We start from the raw sequence: 22706 nt of genomic DNA on the forward strand, positions 1-22706 counted from the left end.
GGGAAGATCCAAAAGATCCTGTCAGGTTTGATTTTTTTCGCTAAAAATCCCTACAAGGATGCCAATACCGGCAACGATCAACAACACCGGGCCAATTAATGTCCAATTGGCGGAGAAAAAGCCGATCAAACCGGCGGCGGCCGTCAGCAGACCAAAAATGGTCAGCCCCAAAACATTGCCGAATTTTTCCCCGCGCAGAAGACCCAGCAGGGCACTCACAAAAGCCCCCAAGGCGGGGATGAGAATGGCAATTCCCCACCAGTTGTACGGCTCGAGGCGTTGGGCTAAATCCATCCAGCCGGTATTGATTCCCAGAAAACCCACTCCCAGATAGACCGCACCCAGACCGATCCAGAAAGCCATGTTAAGACCTTCTTTGCCGCCAAAACCGTTCAGCAGCACACTCAGGCCGGGTGCAATGACCATCAATGGCCAGTAAACCGACCAGTCCAATCCCAGCAGGAACATGAAGGTCAGGGTAAACAGAATTAATGCGCTTCCAAGGCTGTTGCGCACCGCCGCATTGAAGCGTCCGCTGGCTTGAAAAGCGTAAAACGCTCCGGTCAACGAACCAAAGGCGGGAATTAGGATAAATAAAGCCCACCAGTTGAAACGCGGGCCTAGCCAGCCGGTCTGTTGAGCAAAGATGATGATGCCCGCCAGGATCAAGATCATTCCGAACCAGGCGCTGTTGCGGCGGGGAGAAGAAGCCGCGGGTTTAGGGACATTTGAGGAAGGGGTATCCATTGGTTAATTCCTGCTTTCTGTTGGAGAGCCGAGTTTGATTTATATACGCAAACCCTTCACGGAAGTTGCGCCCAGACTTGCAGTACGGTTAAAAAGTCAAACGCCCGGGTGAGGGGGGCACCCGAACGTTTGACAACTTAATATTATCATGTTCTTCGTTCAATTTCAATCCCTTAATTCTTATAAAATTCCGCTGAAATCATCTCGAATTGGCTTTGGCTGCCTTCTGAAATTGATCAAGAAACAGACAATTTGGGAAAATACCTAGAAATGGCTGCGCCAGTGTTGGGAATTGACGAACTGATGCGCTCATGCTATAGTAATGGCACTTCGGAAAAAGAACCATTGAATAAATGGCATCTTTGCTTTATTCATTGCTGAGGGAATATGGCATTACCTCCTCCGGTCAGGATTGAAAATTTGTCTTTCCGCTATCGCAGCCGGACAGATTTTGCGATTCACAACATTAACCTGACGGTTGACGAACCGCAGATTGTACTGATTGCCGGTGCCAGTGGCTGCGGGAAGACGACGCTGGCGCGTTGCATTAATGGTTTGATCCCGCGTAGTTATAAAGGTGAACTGAGCGGCAAAATTTACCTGCAGGGGCAGGATATTGCAGGATTGCCGCTGGCGCGCATTTCTCAACTGGTGGGTACGGTGTTGCAGGATCCGGAACGACAAATCCTCGGTTCGATTGTGATGAACGAGGTCGCCTTTGGGTTGGAAAATCTCGGCTTGAGTCGAGATGAAATTCGCCGCCGTGTGGATGAGGCGCTGGAACGCTTGAAAATTGCTCACCTGCGCGACCGGCAAACGCATTATCTTTCCGGCGGGGAGAAACAAAAAGTAGCCCTGGCCGGGGTTTTAGCGATGAAACCCTCGATCCTCCTGCTGGATGAGCCGCTTGCCAGCCTTGATCCGGCCAGTGCCCAGGAAGCGTTGGAGGTCATCCGCGGGCTTGCCGACGAGGGTATGACCGTGCTGATGGTCGAACACCGCGTGGAAGATGTGCTGCGGGTTCGGCCCGAACGGGTTTTGTTCATGAAGGAAGGCGAAATTCAATATGATGGCGATCCCCAGCATCTGGTCGAACGGGTGGATTACCGCGAGGTGAAACTGCCCGCACCAATGATTATGGAACTGGCCATCAAAGACCCTCCCCCGCCGCCGCTGAATATCCTGCCGGGGGTCAACGGTGGCAGCGTCCCCCTGGTTGAATTCAAGGATGTGGTGTTTGGATACGAAAGCGGGCCGGAGGTACTGCATGGGATCAACCTGCAAATCCGGCGGGGGGATGTAATTGCTGTGCTGGGGCCAAACGGCGCCGGCAAGACAACCCTCGTCAAACATGCCATTGGTTTGCTCAAACCCAAACGCGGGCAAGTTTTGATCAATGGGCGGGATACCCACCAGTTGAGTGTGGCGGAAATCGCCTCAACGCTGGGTTATGTGTTCCAGAGTCCAAGCCACATGTTATTTGCACCAACCGTGTACGACGAACTGGCTTTTGGACCCACCAATCTGAAGCATCCTGAGGAGGAGATTAGAAAGGAGGTGAGTCAGGCAATCGAGATTGTCAACCTGCAGGGGTATGAAAAAACGCCTCCGCTTTCGATGTCGTTTGGGCAGCAGAAACGGGTGAGCATCGCCGCCATACTTGCAATGCGTTCTCGCATTCTGGTGATGGACGAGCCAACTGCCGGGCAAGATTATAAAAATTACATGAACTTTATGAATTCAATTTTGGGAATGCCCGGTTTTGAGGCGATTTTGTTCATCACTCACGATCTCGATATGGCCGTGATTTACGCCAACCGCGTACTTTTGGTCAACGATGGTCAGGTGGTGGCGGATGGCAAGCCGGCTGAAGTGTTGAGTGACCTTGAACGGCTGCGGCAATGCCGCCTGCTGCCAACTTCCCTGCTGGAAACCAATCTCCAATACTATCCAAGAACCCAACAATTTTTCCGCGCCGAAGCCCTGACGCACGTTCTTGCATCGGGCAACTAACCTCTCACTATCTTTCGCCTAAGGAGAGAATGACATGGACCGCAAATTAACTTCTGTCATCGTTTCGCTGGTGGCTGTGCTGGTTTTCTTCTTGCTGATTGTGTGGATCGGCGGGATGATCAACCCCGATTTGCAGCTGGATGAAACCGGTGTGCTTCGCTTTGCTTTTGTGGGAATTGGTCTGTTAATCGTTTTCATTGTTTATTTGTTGACCCGCCAGAGCCAGATTTGGGAAGTAGGTACCCGTGAGGTGGTGTACATGGCGATTGGTGCGGCGCTGTATGCCGTGCTTTCCTTCCTCTTCAACGGTACCGTATTTGCCGTGCCGTCGGTCAGTCAGGTGGCGCTGCGTCCGGCGGTCGCCATCCCCATGTTCTTTGGCTTTGCTTTTGGGCCCTCGGTGGGCTTTTTCACCGGTGCAGTGGGCAACATGTTCGGGGATGCCTTGACCGGCTTTGGGCTTTCGCCGCAGTGGTCGGTTGGCAACGGTTTGATCGGCATGGTGGCCGGTATGGCGCTGTTGTTCAAGGATCGCCAGAAAGGTGTGAATACGGTTTTGGTGGTCAGTTTCATTCTGGCACTGCTGGCAACCCTGGTCTTCTTCCTCAACCGCAATGTTCCGAATATGATGTTCTTCGACCCTGAAGCCGGCATTTTTGGTGATGCGACCATCTCGTGGTTTGCCGGTCTTTCGGCAATTGTGGGCTTTTTGCTGGTTGTCGGCATTCGCTTTACCGCGGTGTTCAATAAAAACCCGGAGGTGACCGCGGCTGTGGCGTGGAGCCTGCTGGGTAACTTCATCGGGATTGGTTTTGCAGCCATTTCGGATATCTGGATCAATGGGTATCCCCCGGCGGTGGCCATCGTTGGCGAGTTCCTGCCGGCTGCCGGCCCGAATTCGATCTTCGCTGCCATTCTGGTACCTTTGCTGGTGGCTGCTTATTCTTCTGTTCAGCGACAAACCGGAAGATAATCACTTGAAAGGAAAGGACATAGCCCTCAATGCTGGTCACCTGGCGTTATAAACCCCGCAAATCCCTGATTCAATCCTTCGATCCGCGCGCCTGGATCATCTTTTTTGCCTGCTACATTGCCTGTACGGTGTTGTTCTGGGATTTGCGCTACCTGCTGGTGCTGTTTGCCATGGCAATGGTGGTGGTGTTTACATCGGGGATCCGGTTTTCAGAAATGCGCCGGGCGTGGCTGTTCATTGGGGGCTTTGTGGTCTTTTTCTCCTTTCTGACCTTTTTAACCGGCCGGGGTGGGATTGAGCTGTACACTGAAGAACACCTGATCACCCGTTGGGAAGCCGGGTTTACACTGCTTGGCTGGCGACCAACCCTGACGGTAACGGCGGAAAAAACCATGTACGCCGTCTCCATGCTGGTGAGGGTGTTCAGTCTGGCCAGCATGACCATTTTGATTCCGTATTCGCTCAACCCGGCCCATTATGGCATCATTTTCAAAGGGTTAGGACTGCCGGACAAGGTTGCCTACGGCATGGATCTGACCATGCGCTTTATTCCATCTTTTGGACGGGATTTCATGCTCACCCGGGACGCACAGCGGGCGCGTGGCTACGAGCTGGAAAAGTTGAGCGGCGGACTGGTGGCACAGGTGCGTAAACTGGCTCCATTGATTGTGCCGGTCACCATTCATGCCATTGTTTCCAGTGAAGACATCATTGATGCGATGGATTTGCGCGCCTTTGGTGTGGGGCCGCGCACCTGGCTGGAGGAATTGCATTACCGCACCCGTGACCGATTGTTAATCGGTTTTGGGGTGGTGATGTTGTTGACCAGCATTGCCCTTTCTCTCTTCGGTATGGGTAAGTTCTGGGTGCCGCAATTCTTGCTGCAACTGGCGGCCGCGGGTTGAATGGCGCATGGAGCGAAAAAAGCAAAAACTGCCGGTAAGTTCATTACCGGCAGTTTTTATTTTAAAGTGAAAGGATAAACCGGCTGTGGAAAGTCGGCCTATAAAATTTTAACCATGGAAAATTGTCCGGCAAAACGGCTGCTTTCAAATACGGGTGGGGCAGCCAGGGCTACCACAACCCCGTGCTGGCGCACACTTTCCAGCACTTCCCCGAATTGGCGAAAATCCGCCTGGGTGGTATTGAGGATCTCATCCCGGATGCGCTGACGCTCTTCATCGGTGATGCCCAACAGGTGGCGGATGAGGGCTGTATAGCCTTTGGCATCCGGCAACTGGTAGGCATCCACCTCGCCGATGGCACCGATGATGGCTTTGGTCAATTCGCTTTCGCTTAGCTCCAACCGGCGCAGATAATCGCTGGTTTGATCGAAGGCTTGCAGGGTCTGGTCCAGATTGGGGTCGCGGTACGAAAGGAAGTTGAAATTGCCAGACTGTTGGTCGAACACCGCAAACCCGCCGTAAGCGCCACCCTGTACCCGCACTTTTTCCCACAGGTAACTGCCCCGTAAATAGGGGACGATCACAAGAGCCGATCCGTGAAAGGTGTAGCCGTGTTGGTACAAGTTTGCACCTTTCCCCACAAAGTTGACCTGCAACGGCATGGATAGACCTTCCACATCCGGCAGTTTGCCGGTTGACCATGAGTGACGTCTGGATTGGCCCTGCGGCAGGCTGTTGAGGAAGTCCTCCACCCGTGGACGAATCATTTGCCAGTTAGCCGAATCAAGAGTGATGTTGCAAACAGCGACGGCGCGTTGAAGGAGCGTGCTGCGGATGGATTCAAAGGTCTGGTGGACACTTTCCCAATCCGTGTCGATTTTCGTGAGCAGATCGCGCAGAAAGAACAATTGACTGACGCCGCTGGTCTGCTCGGCAGCCCAATCGGCTTCATTGAAGCGTGCCTTCAAGCGGGTATTCACCACCCGATGCCCGGCGTGGACAATCCCCGATTCCATGCTGGCTTTGTTTTCCAGCACCATCTGGCGGATGCGCTCCCGATCATGCAGGCGGGCGCTGGTCAACACATCCTTGAGGATGGCAAGTAAGTCAGCGGCCTGATCGGTCATGGCTTTACCGCGCAGGAACAACCAGGCGGCGCTCTGGTGGGTGTGACGCGAGAGTGAAAAGAGGGTAGTGGGGTAAATGCCCCCGGTGCGCTGCCCAATCTGCTGAAGCAGCTGGACAAAGGTCAGGTCGCGCGTACCGGTTTCCAGCAGAGCACGGCTGAATATGGGCAAATAGGGCAGCCATTCCTGCGGCAGGGTGTGCAGGTCAAACCCCAAATCCAGATAAAGAATGCCGTTGGTGAACAGGTCGTGGTAGAGGATTTTGCTTTCGGCTAGCAGAATTTCCTCGCTGGGGATGGTCTTGATCTTGGGTTCAAGGTCTGCACGGGTGAGCATCGGAATGGTTGCGAGTGCTTCGGGACTGTCGGGGGTTTCTTGTCGGCGTTTGAGTTCGCGGGTGATCTGGACGATTTCTTCGATTTGCTCGGCGGTCATCCCGGCGCGGGCCTGCTGCAAACGCTGTTGTTCCGCAGCGGCGCGCTGCTGCCCTAATTGCGGATCGGGGCGTAATACCAGACTGACGCGGTGTGGATTTTCCAAAAAGTGCCGGCGGATCAGGTTTTCAAAGAAGCGTTCACCAGCCTGAAAGCGTTGCTTGATGGCATTCAGGGGGGCTTCAAATGCCAGGGCGTCAATGGGATTATGACCGTACACCCAGTTTTCCACTGCGTTGAGCATCATCACCAAACCGCGTGGATAAGACCCGGTATTGTTTTCCCTCAGGCTGAATTCCACCGTGTTAAGCGAAGCGCGCAGCGTTTCAGGATCAAATCCCTTCTCGGCAATCTCGCTCAGTGTGTCCAAAATCAATTGCTCGACCTGATCGGTATCCGGCTCGGCTACGCCTTTTAACCCAACCGAGTACATGGTCTGGCGGTAGCCGGTTTGAAAACCGCCGCCGGTTAAATCCTCACCCAATCCCGAATCGATCAGGGCCTTCCGCAGCGGTGAGGCGGATGTGCCAATCAAAGCATGATCCAGAATGTGAAGCGCCAGAATCTCTTCCAGGTTTCCGCTCTCCACCAGTAGCCAGTTGAGGGTGATCTGAGCTTTGGCATTGGGGTCGTCCCCACTGTCAAAAGTAACCTCTTTTTTCTGCGGGGCGCTGAAGCGCGGCTGCAGGGGAATTTCGACGGGAATCTCGCGGCGGGTGTACGCTTTGAGCGCTTCGGCCATGTATTTCAAACGCTGTTCGGGATCATCATCGCCGTAAAAGTAGATCAATGCGTTACTGGGATGGTAATAGGTTTCATAAAAAGTGCGGAATTTTTCATACGTTAGCGAGAGGATTGACTCTGGCTCCCCGCCGCTATCGTAGCGATAGATGGTATCTGGAAATACGGCGTGCTGGGCTTCTTCCGCCATTACCGAATCGGGCGAGGAATATGCCCCCTTCATTTCATTGAAGACAACTCCTTTGAAAGTCATCTCTCCCTGCGGTTCTTCCAGCTCGTAGTGCCAGCCTTCCTGATAGAGGGTGTAGGGGGAAATCAACGGATGAAACACAGCGTCCAGATAGACATCTATTAAGTTGTAAAAATCCTTGAGGTTGGTGCTGGCGACCGGATAGATGGTTTTATCCGGGTAGGTCATCGCATTCAAAAAGGTATTGAGTGAGCCTTTCATCAATTCCACAAACGGCTCTTTGACCGGGTATTTCTGGGAACCGCACAGCACCGAATGTTCCAGGATGTGAGGCACGCCGGAGGAATCCGGTGGAGGCGTGCGGAAGGCGATACCGAAGACTTTGTTCTCATCGTCGTTTTCGAGGGAAAGCAGTTGCGCTCCGCTTTGGCGGTGTTCCCATAGGCGGGCGCGGGTATTATATTCGCGGATAAAGCGGTCTTCCAGCAATACAAAACCGTGTAATTCTGTCATATTTACCTCTTGTCATGATTTTAAAGTTTTCTGGCTGGCGGGCAGGCGGAACAGAAACGGCAGACCGGCCAACACAAGCACCCCGCTCAGCCAGTAAGCCGTGCGCAGGCTGAACATATCCCCGATTGCACCGACGGTCAGGGTCGCAAAGGAACTACTTACGAACGAGACAGCCATGTAAATGCCATTGGCGAGGGCGCGGTTTTCCGGGAAGCTTTCCTGCACAATTGCCATTACTACCGGGGTCATGGAGAGCAGGCCAAACCCCAGCCCCAGCAAGGCGGGAAATTGCAGCCAGCCATGCAGGTTGAGCAGTAAAAAGATGAATAACGAGGTGCTGACGAGGGAGAAGATCATCACCGGCCTTCTGCCAATCCGGTCAGAAAGCGAGCCGGAAAGGAGGGCGCCAATCACCCCGGCTGCCTCCAGCACCGAAAGCGATGCCCCAGCCAGCATCAGATTGGCACCTTCTTCGGTGAGGAAGGTGGGTAAATAGGTGGACACACTGACAAACGCCAGGGCGCGGGTAATGAGAATGATCGAGAGCGGTATCAAAACCGGTCGCATGGTGATGAGAGCTTTTTTCCACGGTAGGGCGTTGTGGCTCTCCGGGTGACGGGCAGGCAGTTGGCGCAATTGAACCGCCATCCACAACGAGACCAGAACCCCGCCAACAGCCAGCCATGGCGTACGCTGCATGCCCAGCGTGGAAACTGCCGAAACGATGATGATTGGGCCGAGGGTGCGCCCCAGTTCACCGCCGACCATCCAGAAACTCATTCCCATTCCCAGCCGGTTGGCCGAAAGCCGCCCGGCCAGTACCGGACCGGTGGCATGCAGACTGGCGGAACTCAGCCCGGCGATGATCAACAGCATGGCTGCCAGCCAGTAATATGGTGCAATTCCCAGCAGGCTCATCGCCAGCGCGGTGATGGTGGGGGTGAGGATGACGAAAATGCGCAGTGAACGCCGGTCAGCCAGATAGCCGATGAAGGGTTGCAGCAAGGAGGGAGCGGTCATGAACACCGAGAGCAGGCCGGCTTCGGTCTTGATGAGGGAGAATTTTTCGATCAGCAAAGGCAGAAGTGGCGGCAGAAAAGCCTGATAGGTATCGTGGACCCCGTGGGCCGTGGCTACGGCGCTGACCTTGCCGGTACGAAAAGTCGCTTCTTCAATGGTGGCAGCCCCGGGCGCTGCGGTACTGAGTTCGGTTGGAGATGTCGGGTTCAAAGGCAGCCTCGATGCAATTCGCGTCAGGATTGACGGCGGATCTCGCCTTCAACTTCAAAAGAAAGCGGCCGAGCAGGCGGGTGATCTCCGTAATCGGTCAGGTCTTCGATTTTGATCCGTAATTTCAAGGCGGGAGCATGGGGGTTTTCGATCAGGTGACGCAAGATCTTTTCGTCAGCCTGAACGCCAAACACTTTCAGCAAACGGCGGATGTCATTGCGGCTGGTATCTTCCATCTTTTTGACCTCCTTTGGCAAAGCAGGATTCGGGACAGGTCAATCTTAATCGCAAAGGGATTTTCAATCAAGCCGCGCCAGCGGTTTGGTTAAGGTGTGAAGTTTTTTCCGGCGCTGGTCAACCCAAATGGCCAGCACAGCGATCAATGTGGAAGCTAAAATAAATGCAGCAGCAATATGATAGGTGCGCTGCAAGCCCCCAACCAGCGCCTCCGCGCCGGCTGTGGTGATGTCCGTGCCGGAGGGTAAACCTCCCGCTGCCAGCACACTGGCCGAAAACAGGGTGCCCATTAACGGCAGACCGGTAGTCTGCCCCAGCGTGCGGGAAAGCACCAGCAGGCCGGAACCAATTCCCAGCCTGTCCGGCGGAACGGTGCTCATCACGGCGCTGTTGTTGGGGGCCTGAAAAAGCCCCATCCCAATCCCGAATAACAACGTGCGTGGGAGGAATTGCAGCGGGGTCATTCCTTCCTTCACGGTGGAAAGTGCAAGGCAGCCAGCCGCGATGGAAATCAAACCGATCAGGCTGATGACCCGTGAGCCGAAACGGTCGGAAAGGTAACCAGCCAGCGGCGCAACGACGCCCATTCCAATCGGGTGAACCATCATCAGCAAGCCGATCATGCTGGATGAGAGGTTCAAAACCAGTTGCAGGTAAAACGGCAGAATGAACATACCCGCCATGACAATGAAAACCAGAAAAGCCATCAACAAGTTCATGCTGAATAACAGGTTGCCAAAGAGATGCAAGTCCACCATCGGCTGAGAGATGCGGGATTCGAGCCAGACGAAAGCCACTAAGCCCAACCCGGCTGCGCCGAGGCTGAAAGTAACCAGCGGCTGTCCAAACCCGGATTGCTGACCACTGGTCATACCAAGGGCATACAATCCAAGGGTGAGGAAGAGCAGTAAACCGCCCCAGCGGTCAAACCGCTGGTCCGGCCGGGCAGGCGGCAGGTTGGGGATGAAGCGGTAGACAATCAGCAGGGCTGCCATTCCAATCGGTACATTGACCAGAAAAATCCAGTGCCAGGAAGCAACGCTCAAGATCAAACCGCCCAGCGGCGGACCGATGGCAATCCCAATCGAAACGATGCTTCCCATGATTCCGAGTGCCCGGCCGCGCTGGCTGGCAGGAAAAATCTGGGTGATGATGGCAATCCCAAGCGCTTGCGTAAAGACAGCCCCCAAACCCTGAATGGCGCGGCAAACGATCAGCCAGTAGATCTGGTTGGAAAGCGCACAGAGAACCGATCCCACCGTGAAGAGTGCCAGGCCGGTCAGGTAGAGATATTTTTTGTTGAGCATGTCCCCCAGGCGAGCAGCCCCCATTAAGAGTGAGGTAATCACCAGAATGTAAGCCAGGATGACCCATTGAACGGTCGCAAAACTGGCTTCAAAAATCTCTACAAAGGCGGGTAGAGAAATGTTCACAATGCTCGAATCGAGGGTTGCCATCAGCACGCCCATGCCAACCCCAGCCAATGCCAGCCAGCGGGCGGATGAATTTGTCGGTGAGGCGGGATTAATTTGCATGATGATACCGATAATGCGATCAGTTGAAGGTTTTAAGAGGTGGTCTCAGATCATCCTTCCGGGATGAAGCAAAACCCATTTTCGGTGCGGGTGATGATTTGCGGTTTTTGGGGATCTTCTTCCAGTTTGTTTTGAAGACTGCGAATGGTGTTTTCAACCAGTGCCTGCACGGTACGCTGGGGCAGCACTTCTCCGCCCCAGCCGGCTTCGTAAAGAGTGGCAATGGGCACTTCGGAATAAACATTGTCCATCAGGCAGGAGAGCAGGCGGGCTTCGGTGGGGTTAAGGTCAATCAGGATGCCGCCGCGGACGAGCGTGTTGTTCTCCAAATTCAGCTGATAATGCGAACTCCAGCCGGACGGTTGATCAGTTTCTTGAGGCGGAAGCGTGCGTGCGACCCGGTCAATCCGTTCCAGCAATTTGGACATGGCAAATGGTTTGACAATGTAATCATCCGCACCCATGAAGTAACTTTGTTCCATGATTCCGGCGTCCGAAAGGGCGGTAAGCATGATAACTGGGGCCGTAGAAACCCGCCGGATCGCTTCCAGCACATTCAACCCGTCCACTTCGGGCATCATGATGTCCAGCAGAATAATGTCGAACGTTTCATGTTCCAGCAGGGTCAGGGCGGCCTGACCGTGACCGGCGGTTTGGATTTTATGACCGGCTTTTTCGATGATCATTGTGACCAATTGCCGGGTGTCGGCGTCATCATCCACCAAAAGGATTCTCAGTTTACGGCCTGTTTTTGTGCTGGACATGGATAGTTCCTCCCGCTGCGCGAATGACCCGCCTGAATTCTGGCAGCAAAAATTCGCAGATACAACCCTATGGGTTATTGTAGATAGGAATCACGAAAATGGCAAGTTTGAAGAGGCCTCATTCCGGCACACGAGCGGGTATGGTAAAATTTCCGTCATGAATAAGCGGGAAGAAAAAATCGAAAAACTCAATGGGGAGCCGCGGTTATTGAAACTGGTGCGGGTAGCCGGATCACACCGCGAGATGGGACGGCAAATTGGTGAAGAATGCCGCCAGCAAATTCAGCATAGTATCGAAAATGCCCGAAAACTGCTTGCCGATGCTTACGACACGCTTCAACTGGATTGGGATGGCGCTTTGATTCAGGCGCGCAAATACATGCCGTTTGCCGACGAGCGTTACCCGCAATATGTTGAGGAATTGCGCGGCATGGCCGAAGGCGCGAATGTTGGTCTGGACGATCTTGGAATGCTGAATGCCATGGAAGCGGTTACGATGGACGCCCTTCACCTCACCAAATGTACCAGCATGGCGGTCAGCCAGGAGCGTACCACCAATGACCGGGTTTTGATTGCCCATAATGAGGATTGGCTGCCCGAAGACGAGGCCGACGTTTTTCTGATTTACGCCAAACCGGATGATGAGCCTCCGTTTCTGGCAATGACCTATGGGGGACTGTTGCCGAATATCGGCTTCAATGCCTATGGAATTGCCCAGTGCTGTGATTCGGTATATCCAACTGACAGCCGGATTGGTATTCCCCGTATCATCGTCTCGCGAGCCGTACTGGCAGCCCGGACGCCGGGCGAGGCTATTCGACACATGCTGGCACCCCACCGCGCCGCCGGTTACAATCATTTGCTGGCGCACGAAAGCGGTGAAATTTATTCGGTGGAGGTCTCAGCACGCCAGTTTGCTATTTTAGAGCCTGAAAATGGTGTGATGGTGCATACCAATCATTATCTGGATACGCACATGCGAACGATTGAGAGTGAGCCGGATGAATTGATCAGCACACGGGTTCGTTATCTGCGGGCCAAACGTCTGCTGGCGCAGCAGGAAAAACACACCATTCGCTCCTTGCAGGCCATTCAGAAGGATCATGTCAATCACCCTGATTCGATTTGCAATCATGCGGTGGTGGGAGATCCGCTTGATCGCGAAAAGACCATCACAGCTCTGACGATTGACCTGACCAACCGGCAAATGCACGCCTGCTGGGGCAATCCGTGCAGCAGTGTATTTTCAACATACCAATTAGATGCTTGAGAAAGGCGAAAAGTTTTTACGATGGAAAATCAGAACTTACAATCACCGCGCCGTTCATTACTGGATTACTTAACAATCACAATCCGCGGCTTTTTGATGGGCACGGCGGATGCTGTGCCGGGGGTTTCCGGCGGCACAGTGGCTCTGTTGGTGGGTATTTATGAGGAATTGATCCAGTCCATCCGTGCGGTGGCGGATTTGCGTCATTTGCAGCGGGTTTTCCGCCTGCAATTCAAGGCTTTGCTGGACGAGCTGCCGTGGAAATTTCTACTGGCGTTGGTGTTGGGCATCTTTGCCGGGGCAGTTACGCTGGCGCATTTGCTGGAAAACCTGCTGGAAACTCAGCCGCTGTTTGTCTGGGCGTTCTTTTTTGGCTTGGTTGCGGCCTCGGCGGTGGTTGTTGCTCGCCGAGTGCGGGTTTGGGGGGGAGCTAACGTTTTGCTGCTGATTGGTGGAGCGGTGATTACCTACCTGGTCGTTGGGCTGGTGCCGATGGACACTCCCGACACCTTTCTGGCTTTTTTCCTGAGCGGGATGATTGCCATTTGCGCCATGATTTTACCGGGTATTTCGGGTGCGTTTGTTCTGGTACTGCTGGGAAAGTATCAGGATGTGCTGGCAGCCGTGACCGGCCTGGATATTCCTCGCTTGATTGTCTTTCTACTGGGAGCAGTGGTGGGAATATCGCTCTTCTCGCGAGTTTTGGGGTGGTTATTCCGCCGGTTTCATGATGCCACCATTACCCTGATGATCGGTCTGATGCTCGGTTCGCTGCGGAAATTATGGCCATGGAAAGGTGAATCGGCCGGGGTGGGCGAAATCCTCACTCCGGGAGGTGGTGAATCATTGATCAATGTGCTGCCGGCGTGGAGCGGCGAAACATTGCTGGTCGCGGTTGTTGCTCTTTTCGGGTTTGGGCTGGTGGTCGGGCTGGAAGGACTGGCGGCTCGCCGCAAAATGATGACGAGAACCATCAGCGTTCCAGCGGCAGGGGAGTAAGTACCAATGAAGAGCCATGCCGGTTTGAGCCGTTCAACGCCTTTTGCGCACACCTATTCGATTGTTGCCCGCGATCCACACAGCGGTGAAATGGGTGTGGCGGTACAATCGCACTGGTTCTCGGTCGGTTCGATTGTGGCGTGGGGCGAAGCCGGAGTCGGTGTGGTTGCAACCCAGGCGTTGGTACGGGTTTCCTACGGGCCGCAGGGGTTGACCTTGATGCGGGCGGGCGTGCCGGCGCCGGCTGCCTTACAGGCTTTGCTGTCCGCAGACGATGAACGCGAAGTGCGACAGGTGGCCATGCTCGATGCGAAGGGGCGGGTGGCGGTGCATACCGGTTCGCGCTGCGTGGCCGAAGCGGGTCATAAATTGGGAGAAGGTTTTTCGGCTCAGGCGAACATGATGGCCTCTTCCACCGTGTGGGGGGCCATGGCCGAGGCGTACCAGCGCACCGAAGGGGATCTGGCAGAACGACTGATGGCTGCGTTGGAGGCAGCCCAGGCAGAGGGCGGGGACTTGCGCGGCCAGCAAAGCGCTTGCTTACTGGTGGTAGCCGCTGAGCGCACCGATCAACCATGGGAAGGGGTACGCGTCAATTTGCGGGTAGATGATCATCCCCAGCCGCTGGGGGAATTACGCCGTCTATTGACCGTTCATCGTGCTTATGACTGGATGAACCGCGGCGATGCGCTGTTGGGAATGGGCGATACCCAGGCGGCTATGCAGGCTTACCGCCGCGCGGCGGCTTTGCTACCCGAAAATGAAGAAATTCTCTTCTGGCAGGCGGTTACGCTGGCTGATTTGGGCCGTCTTGAGGAGGCTTTGCCCGTCTTTCAGGATGTCTTTCGCCGAAATCCGCTGTGGAAGGTGATGGTGAAGCGTCTGCCCCCAGCCGGTTTAATGCGGAGTGGGCCGGAGGTTATCGAAAAAATCACCGGCAGTACGAACGAGTAAATGCTTTATTAACGGTCTGGCACAAAAGTTGCAAATTGAACGGGAGGGTATAATAATCTCATTGTGCTTGACTCTGTGCTAAAGGCTTGCCTGTGTTCGATTTGACCGTTTTCAAGTACAACCGCTTGCAGGGAAAAGAAGAAAGTGACCTGCCGGGGCTGTTCACCAGCCTGCCGCTCAAACGCACCGCGCGCGGACGCGAAAAAGACCGGTTGGTGATCTTTTTGCAACTGGCTGAACGGGGGAGTCCGCTTCAAGGCGCACCTGAGGATCTGCTGGAAAAACTTGGTCGGGTATATTTTGCAACCCGCGGCCCGGTCACCAGCGCGATGAAAGCGGTAGCCGATCAAATAAACGAACGGTTGCTGGCGCGCAATCTTCGGCAGGCAAAAGAAGGCAATCCGCTGCTGGGGTTGTTGATTGTGGCGGTTTTGCATGAGGAAATGCTTTATCTGGCGCATTGTGGGCCGGTGCACTCGTTTGTGGTCAATGCCCAAACGGTTGAACATTACCATGACCCGCAAGGGGCTGGCCGCGGCCTGGGAATCAGCCGGACGACCGCTGTTCGGTTTTACCGTTGTGCTTTTCAAGCCGGTGACCTGGCTTTGTTGTGTGTAAAACCTCCGCAAAACTGGTCTCGTCAAACCCTTCTGGGCAGCGCCCAATTGTCGTTGGATAATTTGCGCCGCCGTCTGTTGGTTCAGCCGGACGAGAATCTCGGTTTCGTGATGCTGCGAACCCGCAAAGGGACGGGTGAACTTCAAGTTCGTAACCTTCGGGCAGTAGAGCCGGAACCCTCCCCGCTGCTGAGAACGGTGGAATCGGCACCGGAGCACCCGGAACAATCCAGCGAAATACCCGCCGTTCAACCTCCTGCCACAGAAAGGCAGCCCCAGGAAAATAAACGTGCGGTGTACCTTGCCGGTGAAAAGGAAAGCGAATCTGTTCCTTCAGCCAGCGTGATGCAGCGCCTACGGGACCGGCTGGGGAAAGTGCATGTGGAGATTGCCCGGAAAAAGGTGTCTTCTGGTGCACAGTCTGCGGAGGGTGTGAGCCGCCAATCGGTTGAAGAGACGCCGCAGCCCATCCCGGTTGAAACCTCTCAGCCAGCGGTTTCTCCTCCCATCAAACAAGTTTCACCGGCGGTCCGTAAAGCCGGTGGATGGTTGAACCGCGCCCTGCACGGCTGGCAGGCTTTTCATCAGCGCAACGCTGCCGTACTTTCGCGCTGGACGGCTCGATTGCTGCCGGGCAAAGCTGAGCGGTTGCCGGCACTTTCAAACGGTGCCATGTTGTTTATTGCGGTGGTCGTGCCGCTGATTGTTGTGGCCATTGCGATGACTGCTTACTGGCAGCAAGGACGTGGCGAGCAGCACCGGCTTTTCCTTTCTCAGGCTGAACAGATGCTGGCTCAGGCAGATGCCCAAACCGATGTGCTCATGAAGCGGGTCAATTATGAGGCTGCGCTTGGTTATCTGGATCAGGCAGCCGAATTTGGCAATTCCGAACGATTGCGCAGTCTGCGCCGGCAGATCTTGTCGGCAATGGATCAACTGGATGGGATACGCCGGCTGGAGTTTTCGGCGTTACTCCCAGGCCCCTTCGATAACAAGGTCAACATTACCCGGATCGTTTCGACACCCTCGGAGGATTTATACTTACTGGATCAGGCCAGCGGACGGGTGATTCGGCTGGTGTACACCCGTCCAGGTTATGAAGTGGACAGCCGCTTTTTCTGCGGGCCAAATCTTGTGGGGGGGTTGATCATCGGCCCTCTGGTGGATATTGCCGCTGCGCCCATCCCCAACTCGTTAGATGCGGTGGTGATGGGGATTGATGCGTTTGGTAATTTGTTGTACTGCTCACTGGATGCCAATAAAACCAGCGCCGTCCCTCTGCGCCCGCCGGACGCCGGCTGGGGTGAACTGCGGGCGATGATCTACTCGCCCGGTCTGTTGCACCTGCTCGATCCGCGTTCTAATGCCGTATGGCGGTTTGATGGGCAGGGAGTGGATTTCAGTGACCCGGCAGCAGGACCGCGCCTTTTCTTCGGTGACTCTCCTCCCGATCTCTCTGCTGCGGTGGATATTGCTATTTACCAGAACGATCTGTACATCCTTCGCGAAGATGGCAGGATGATCCTGTGTACATATAGCAGTGTCAGTTCCGTCCCAACCCGCTGTAATGATCCTTATCCTTACCGTGTCAGCCGTGCGGGGGAACCCACCGAGGAAGTGGACAGTCTTGGCGTCAACCTGAGTCAGATTCAAGCTACCCAACCACCTGAACCTTCCTTGTTCGTGTTGAATCCGTCAGCCCCAGCAGTTTTCCAGTTCAGTCTTGGAATGACTTTTGTACAGGAAATTCGTCCGCTGCAAGAGGCTGCCACACCCCTGCCGGCCCGCCCGGCGACGGCTTTTCGTGTGACGATGGCGCGTAATCTGGTGTTGGCTTTTGGAAATCAGTTGTTTATTGCGTCGTTATCCCAGTAATCTTTTTTTTGGGCGGTTATAAATTCAGCCAGCGGGTCGTAATGGCAGGCAATTCATTCAGCGTTCCGATATGCACTTTGCATTGTGGCAGGGATTCGATAAAAGCCTTGCCATACTGTTTGGAAAGAATGCGCCGATCAAGGATGACCACCACACCACGGTCGGACTGGGTGCGAATCAGCCTGCCAAATCCCTGACGAAATCGTAAGATGGCTTCCGGCAACTGGTATTCATTGAACGGGTCATCAAAAGTTTCCGAGCGAGCCGCAATGATCGGGTCGGAAGGCACATCAAAGGGCAGTTTGACGATGACCAGCACAGAAAGCGCCTCACCGGGGATATCCACACCCTCCCAGAAGGCGCGGGTTCCCAGCAGAACGGCTTTATCGCTTTCACGAAATGTTTCCAGCAGGATATTGGCCGATGCGCCTTCGCCCTGTTCATAGACCTGAATGCCGGCTTCGAGCAAAGGCGGTGTGATCGCTTGAGAAGTGCGCCGCAGTTGGGCATACGACGTGAACAGTACCAGCATTCGTCCACCGGTTGCGCGCGCCAGCCGAATCAGGCTCTGTTCGACAGCGCGCTGGTAGCCGTTGGCATCGGTTGGCTCCGGAATATCTTTAGCGATGTAGAGCAGGGCTGCGTTTTCGTAATCAAACGGCGATCCGAGGATCAATTCGTCAGCCTCATCGGCATTCAGGCGCGAGCGCAGGTATTGGAATTCGCCTTCCGCCGTTAATGTTGCGGAGGTCAGGATTATGCTGTTCTTTTCATGCCACAAATATTTTTCCATCAGCGGTCCGATGTGCAGCGGGGCAATCTGCAGGGAAAGCCGGTTGTTGTTGGGACTGATTTCCACCCAGTAAATGGCTGACGGATCGGGCTGGCTGACCAGCCCGTTGAGGTAAGCCTGTGCTTCGCTCAGTCGGCGGTGGATGCTGGCTAAATTCGCCAGAGTATCTTCAATTTCTTCCCCCAGCCGATCCAGTCCCTCGCTGATCCCTTTATGCAAGTCGGCAATCAGATTGAGCAGGAGGGAGAGGGTTTCGTTGGTGCTGTCCCATTCAATTTCAATTTCTGTCCAATCGGGTAATTTGCGGGTTGACGGCAAGATGCGTACTTGCTGTCCGTAAGGGCTGACCGGTTTACCTTCGCGTGCGTTTTCCATGAACACTTCGATGCTCTTCAGGAATTGTTTGAGGTCAAAATCAAGGCGGGTGGCAAGGTCGGTTGCCCGCTGGACTGTTTGGTGGAGCAATGCCCACTCGGAGGGGCGCAGGTTTTCTTTCATCAAGGTCGTCAGTCGTCCCAGAACGCCACTGCTCAACCCGCCCAGTTCCTGTAACAGGCGACTCAGGTCGCTCTGGTTGACGCGGTAACTGAGCGCACTGGTAGAAGCCGATTCGATGTGATGACCTTCATCTACAATCAGGTACTGGTACTCAGGCAGTACCCGGCTGCCACTGACAACATCGGAGAGCAGCAAAGCATGGTTGACTATGATCAGATGGGCGCTCAGGGCTTGCTGGCGGGACTGGTAGAACGGGCAGGCTCCGCCCATACGGCTGACGCACACTTCGGCTTTGCAGCCTTCGTCCTCCGCAGAAAGACGCATCCAGACTTCCCGCTCGGCGGGGCCATTCAGATTGATTTCCGAACGATCACCCCGGCCGCCTTCCTGCAGCCAGACCAGCACTTTGGCAAGCACACGCAGCTCTTCGGGCGTTTCGGGGCCTTTGTGGCGCAGGGCTTCTAAACGGCGCGGGCAGAGATAATTACTGCGTCCTTTCAGGACAGTAGCGCGCAGGTCGAGTTTGAGAGCGTCGCGCAGGTCGGGAATGTCTTTGTTGATTAATTGCTCTTGCAGGGTAATTGTATTGGTGGAGATGACTACGCGGGTGTTGTTCTGGATGGCCCACATAGCCGCCGGAACCAGATAGGCGAATGACTTGCCGATACCGGTGCCGGCTTCAACCATGAGATGTTCACCATTCGATAAAGCCCGTGTGACCGCTCGCAGCATTTCTACCTGCTGGCTGCGGTACTCAAACTGGTCAAAATAACGCGCAAACAACCCGCCCGGTTCCAGAATAGAGGCAACCTCATCCTCATCCAACGGTTGGGGTGTTTCAACCAGAGTCAACGGCGGAGCCGGGCGGTAATCGGCTGTGAACAGCCCTTCATAATCGCGCTGACGGGTCTGGCGGGCTTCGATGGGCTGGCGGGAGCGCGCCCTCAAAATTTGCCGGAAAATCCAGCCGCCGTCCCATTCGACGGGCTCGCTATGACGAACGATTTCAGCCAGCAATTCAATCGGTAATTCCAGCGCGCGCTGGTATAACTGCCAGAAAACGGCATGAGCAAGGCGGGCATCGTCTAAGGCGCGGTGGGAATTGGGGATGAGGATGCCAAGGATTTGTCCGAGCGAGCCTAAATTATAGCGGCTGGCGGTTGGCAGAAGAACGGCCGCCATTTCATAGGTGTCAATCGCCTCCACAAGATGTAAAATCCCCTGCCGTTGCAGGAAGCCCAAATCGAAGCGGATATTGTGACCGACGACGGGGGAATCGCCGATGAAATCGGCCAGGTCTTGCAGCACGGCGCGGATGGGCGGCGCGTTCCGCACCATGTCATTGTTGATGCCGGTCAGGGCTGTAATGGCGGGAGGTATTGGGCGTTGAGGGTTGATGAGCGTATCCCACTCGGCCTCGATGCGGCTGCCGTTAAACCGAATCGCAGCAATTTCAATGACCGCATCTTTTTGGGGATCAAGGCCGGTGGTTTCAATATCCAGTGCAATTAATGAAGGCATGTCAGGGATTATACCATCCTGCTCCGCCTGCACCGCCGATTTGAAAATGGCTTTCAACTGTGGTAAAAATGGTTTCATACTTTCGGGCGTAAAGAGTTGATTCCAAATGAACCTGTCTGACGGTGTAAAAGTAATTGCCTTTGATTGGGGCGGTACCTTGATGACGGGCAGCGGCCCGCAAGACCGCCCGATGGTTGAATGGCCTGAGGTTGAGGCCGTTTCTGGAGCGGTGGAAGTCCTGCAAATCCTGCGCAGCCGTTTTCGGCTGGTCGTTTGCACCAATGCGGAAATTTCGACTGCCGAACAGGTGCGCGCTGCGCTGGATCGGGTGGGCCTGGCAGGCTATGTGGAAGCCGTCTTCACTCCCAAAGAGCTGGGAAATGCCCGCAAGCCGCAAGTTGACTTTTTCCGGCGGGTGGAGGACGCCTTGGGGGTAAGCAGACATGAAGCTCTGATGGTTGGTGATGATCCGCTGGGGGATATTGGCGGGGCAGTTGTGGCTGGCTGGCGGGCGGTGTGGTTCAACCCGTCGGGTAAACCCGCACCGGCTTTGCTGCCGCTGGGTGATGCCGAAATCATGCGATTAGAAGAACTGCCGGCAGTTCTGCAATGCCATCGCCTTCCAGCAGTGGATCAGGCGCGCTTATGGCTGCTGGAACAGCGGGCAACCGCTAATTTGCTGGTGCATGTCGAAATGGTGGCTGCGCTGGCCTATCAGATGGCCGTATGGTTGAGGAACAGCGGACAGCCCGTCAACCCGCTGCTGGCTCAACGCGGCGGTTTGTTGCATGATTTGTGTAAAATCTCGGCGCGTGGCACTAAAATTCTGCATGGTGATCTGGCAGCCGAATGGCTGCATGCCCACGGAGAGACCGAACTGGCCGGGATTGCCGCAACGCACATGCTTTTTAATCTGATTGAGGATGGAAAACGCCCCGCTACGTGGGAAGAAAAAATTGTCTATTACGCCGATAAACTGGTGGAAAACGGCCAGGTCGTTCCTTTCAGCAGACGAATGGATGCCTTGCGCCAGCGTTATGCCATGGATCAGGCATTGATTGACCGGCTGGCTGAAGCCATTCCTCCCCTCGAAAGCGAGTTAACCGCCCCGCTGGGTTGGACGATTGAGGACCTGGTGGAGCGTTTACAGCAATCCTTCTGGAAAGGGTATTAAGGACTGCCCAGCGTGTAGTAGTTATAGACCCCCTGAGCGAGGAAAGCCATCAATTCGTTGGCGGGGTTGAATAACAACTGTGTGGGGTGGTACAGGTGAACGACCAGCACGAAATTACCGCCGCTGGTGTAAATGATGCCGGCATCGCTCATCGTATGAATCAACCCATCGCGCGGGTCGGTGATCCAGCCGTGTTTGTGGGCAATTTGTACCCCTTCCGGCAGGCCGGCCTGAAAGAGGACGCCAATCCGGTTCTTGGAAAGCAGGCTGATCATCAGGCGGCATTCGCTTTGGGTGATTTCGCCGGGGAAGACAGCCGCAAAAGTGCCGCCGCCGTTGAGAGCGCACTGGTAAATATCGCTGAGTAAAACGCCGATTTCCATCGGGGTAGTTTGATTGTAACGGTCGGGGTCGGTGTTGACATCGGTACGTTGATTGGCGGGGGTGGTAAACGTGCGCAACAAGGGCGCACCGGGGTAAAAATAACCCGCGAGGAAGGTGTTTCTCAAACCGAGCGATTGTAAATCCGCCGTTACCTCCAGCGGGCCGAGGCGTGCATCCAGCACGACCTGCATCAGGCGGTCGGCCGGGTCGTTTTCGGAAAGTTCGATCATCGCCTCGAGCAGATTGGTCACTTCGGGTGAAAGCGGTTCTTCGAGCCGGCGGAACACCGATACCATAATCGGGATTTTCATGGTGGAAGCCGCCGTAAAGGCAATTCCGGGTGCAATGACCTGCCCGTCGTTGTAGGCAAAGTTGATTTCCTGCCCGGTCTGCAGATCGAGCAGGTAGATTTCCGCCAGACCGTCGTAGCCGCGAGTAGTCAGTACCTGCTGCAACAGCACCTGCACATTTTGAAAGGCCGGGCGGGTGGGGCTGACGCGGTTGAACGAAAGATTGACGACCCGATTTGCCGGATTGCGCAGTGCATCTGAGATGAGAATCACAGCCCGGTCAATATCCAGTACAATGCCCGGCTGACCCGGCTCGAAAGTGGTTGTGCCCGGAACGGGGGAGGCCGGCGAAGGCGGACGGTCATAGCGGGCGGCAATTTCATCGCGCAGATAGGCTCGCAGCCGTTCTTCCGAAATGGTTGCGCGCAGGGGAACTTCCGCGGGGGTGGGGAATTGATTCCACAGGTAGTTCCAAAAGGCGGCCCAAAACGGCTGGGCGATCCGCTGCTGATCGGCTGCAGCCAGCATGGCTTCCAGGTCCAGCCGAAAACCAGCTGCCGAAGGGCGCATCTGAATGACGGCATCGGCATAGCGGATTTCCACCGGCACGCTGTAGGCCTGAGTCAGCCGTTCAGCGGCCTGCTGGCGGTTCAAACCGGCTACCGGTACGCCGGCAATGACCGTGCCGGGGGGAAAGGCAGCCCTCAGACGGCTGTACTGCACCAGTTGTAATACCAGTAATAAAACCCCTAAAAAGATAAATAGAATGGAAACCCAGCGAAAAATGATTACGCTGCTTCGTCTCAAGCGTTCCTCCGTTCCAAACGGTACAAATTGTACCAGATTTACGCTGAAGCGCAGTTGCCACTTAAAAAACGGATGGAGATGGTCTCCATCCGTTTCTGGATGCCATGAAATTCTA

The 22706-nt window shown here is 55.0% G+C and carries 16 protein-coding genes; 8 read left to right on the plus strand and 8 right to left on the minus strand.

The window, feature by feature from the left end; all coding sequences use genetic code 11:
- Positions 1-21: 21 nt before the first annotated feature.
- The gene (locus tag AC812_RS09155; protein ID WP_061914112.1) at positions 22-747 is read right to left on the minus strand and encodes a hypothetical protein; all 726 of its coding nucleotides are present in this window, start codon (positions 745-747) and stop codon (positions 22-24) included.
- A gap of 387 nt (positions 748-1134) precedes the next feature.
- Between AC812_RS09155 and AC812_RS09160 the strand changes: the two genes are divergently transcribed.
- The 3 genes from AC812_RS09160 to AC812_RS09170 are packed head-to-tail and all read left to right on the plus strand — an operon-like array spanning position 1135 to position 4638.
- Positions 1135-2760 carry an ABC transporter ATP-binding protein gene (locus AC812_RS09160; RefSeq protein ID WP_061914114.1) on the plus strand — a complete coding sequence of 542 codons (1626 nt, stop codon included), beginning with the start codon at positions 1135-1137 and terminating at the stop codon, positions 2758-2760.
- A 34-nt stretch (positions 2761-2794) separates the two neighbouring features.
- Complete coding sequence (locus AC812_RS09165; RefSeq protein WP_061914116.1) at positions 2795-3733, plus strand: ECF transporter S component; 939 nt, start codon at positions 2795-2797, stop codon at positions 3731-3733.
- A 29-nt stretch (positions 3734-3762) separates the two neighbouring features.
- Complete coding sequence (locus AC812_RS09170; protein WP_061914118.1) at positions 3763-4638, plus strand: energy-coupling factor transporter transmembrane component T family protein; 876 nt, start codon at positions 3763-3765, stop codon at positions 4636-4638.
- Between the two features lie 98 nt (positions 4639-4736).
- Here the strand turns inward: AC812_RS09170 and AC812_RS09175 are convergent, their stop codons facing one another.
- The 5 genes from AC812_RS09175 to AC812_RS09195 form a co-directional block, all read right to left on the minus strand.
- Positions 4737-7643, minus strand: coding sequence for an insulinase family protein (locus tag AC812_RS09175; RefSeq protein WP_061914120.1), 2907 nt, complete (start codon positions 7641-7643; stop codon positions 4737-4739).
- Positions 7644-7655: 12 nt separating this feature from the next.
- Positions 7656-8873: an MFS transporter gene (locus tag AC812_RS09180; protein ID WP_061914122.1), complete on the minus strand. Its 1218-nt coding sequence runs from the start codon at positions 8871-8873 to the stop codon at positions 7656-7658.
- Between the two features lie 23 nt (positions 8874-8896).
- Positions 8897-9109 carry a hypothetical protein gene (locus tag AC812_RS09185; RefSeq protein WP_061914124.1) on the minus strand — a complete coding sequence of 71 codons (213 nt, stop codon included), beginning with the start codon at positions 9107-9109 and terminating at the stop codon, positions 8897-8899.
- Between the two features lie 63 nt (positions 9110-9172).
- Entirely contained in the window at positions 9173-10645 is a 1473-nt protein-coding gene (locus tag AC812_RS09190) for an MFS transporter (protein WP_201797694.1), read from the minus strand.
- A gap of 50 nt (positions 10646-10695) precedes the next feature.
- On the minus strand, positions 10696-11409 hold the full coding sequence (locus AC812_RS09195) for a response regulator transcription factor (protein WP_061914126.1): 714 nt from the start codon (positions 11407-11409) through the stop codon (positions 10696-10698).
- 157 nt (positions 11410-11566) lie between these two features.
- Here AC812_RS09195 and AC812_RS09200 point away from each other — a divergent pair, with 157 nt between their 5' ends.
- From AC812_RS09200 to AC812_RS09210, 4 genes are all read left to right on the plus strand, one after another.
- The gene (locus AC812_RS09200) at positions 11567-12679 is read left to right on the plus strand and encodes a C45 family autoproteolytic acyltransferase/hydrolase (RefSeq protein WP_169787281.1); all 1113 of its coding nucleotides are present in this window, start codon (positions 11567-11569) and stop codon (positions 12677-12679) included.
- A gap of 21 nt (positions 12680-12700) precedes the next feature.
- Positions 12701-13678 carry a DUF368 domain-containing protein gene (locus AC812_RS17175; RefSeq protein WP_082148958.1) on the plus strand — a complete coding sequence of 326 codons (978 nt, stop codon included), beginning with the start codon at positions 12701-12703 and terminating at the stop codon, positions 13676-13678.
- Between the two features lie 6 nt (positions 13679-13684).
- Positions 13685-14632, plus strand: a complete 948-nt coding sequence (locus AC812_RS09205; protein ID WP_082148959.1) for a DUF1028 domain-containing protein — start codon at positions 13685-13687, stop codon at positions 14630-14632.
- Positions 14633-14724: 92 nt separating this feature from the next.
- The gene (locus AC812_RS09210) at positions 14725-17124 is read left to right on the plus strand and encodes a hypothetical protein (protein WP_061914130.1); all 2400 of its coding nucleotides are present in this window, start codon (positions 14725-14727) and stop codon (positions 17122-17124) included.
- Positions 17125-17140: 16 nt separating this feature from the next.
- Here AC812_RS09210 and AC812_RS09215 read toward each other — a convergent pair whose 3' ends face one another.
- On the minus strand, positions 17141-19936 hold the full coding sequence (locus AC812_RS09215) for a helicase C-terminal domain-containing protein (RefSeq protein ID WP_169787282.1): 2796 nt from the start codon (positions 19934-19936) through the stop codon (positions 17141-17143).
- Between the two features lie 106 nt (positions 19937-20042).
- Here AC812_RS09215 and AC812_RS09220 point away from each other — a divergent pair, with 106 nt between their 5' ends.
- Positions 20043-21110 carry an HAD family hydrolase gene (locus AC812_RS09220; RefSeq protein WP_061914133.1) on the plus strand — a complete coding sequence of 356 codons (1068 nt, stop codon included), beginning with the start codon at positions 20043-20045 and terminating at the stop codon, positions 21108-21110.
- Here AC812_RS09220 and AC812_RS09225 read toward each other — a convergent pair.
- Positions 21107-22591 carry a serine hydrolase gene (locus AC812_RS09225; RefSeq protein ID WP_061914135.1) on the minus strand — a complete coding sequence of 495 codons (1485 nt, stop codon included), beginning with the start codon at positions 22589-22591 and terminating at the stop codon, positions 21107-21109. The genes AC812_RS09220 and AC812_RS09225 overlap by 4 nt on opposite strands.
- Positions 22592-22706: the final 115 nt, after the last annotated feature.

The organism is Bellilinea caldifistulae (assembly GCF_001306055.1).
Classification (GTDB): domain Bacteria; phylum Chloroflexota; class Anaerolineae; order Anaerolineales; family Anaerolineaceae; genus Bellilinea; species Bellilinea caldifistulae.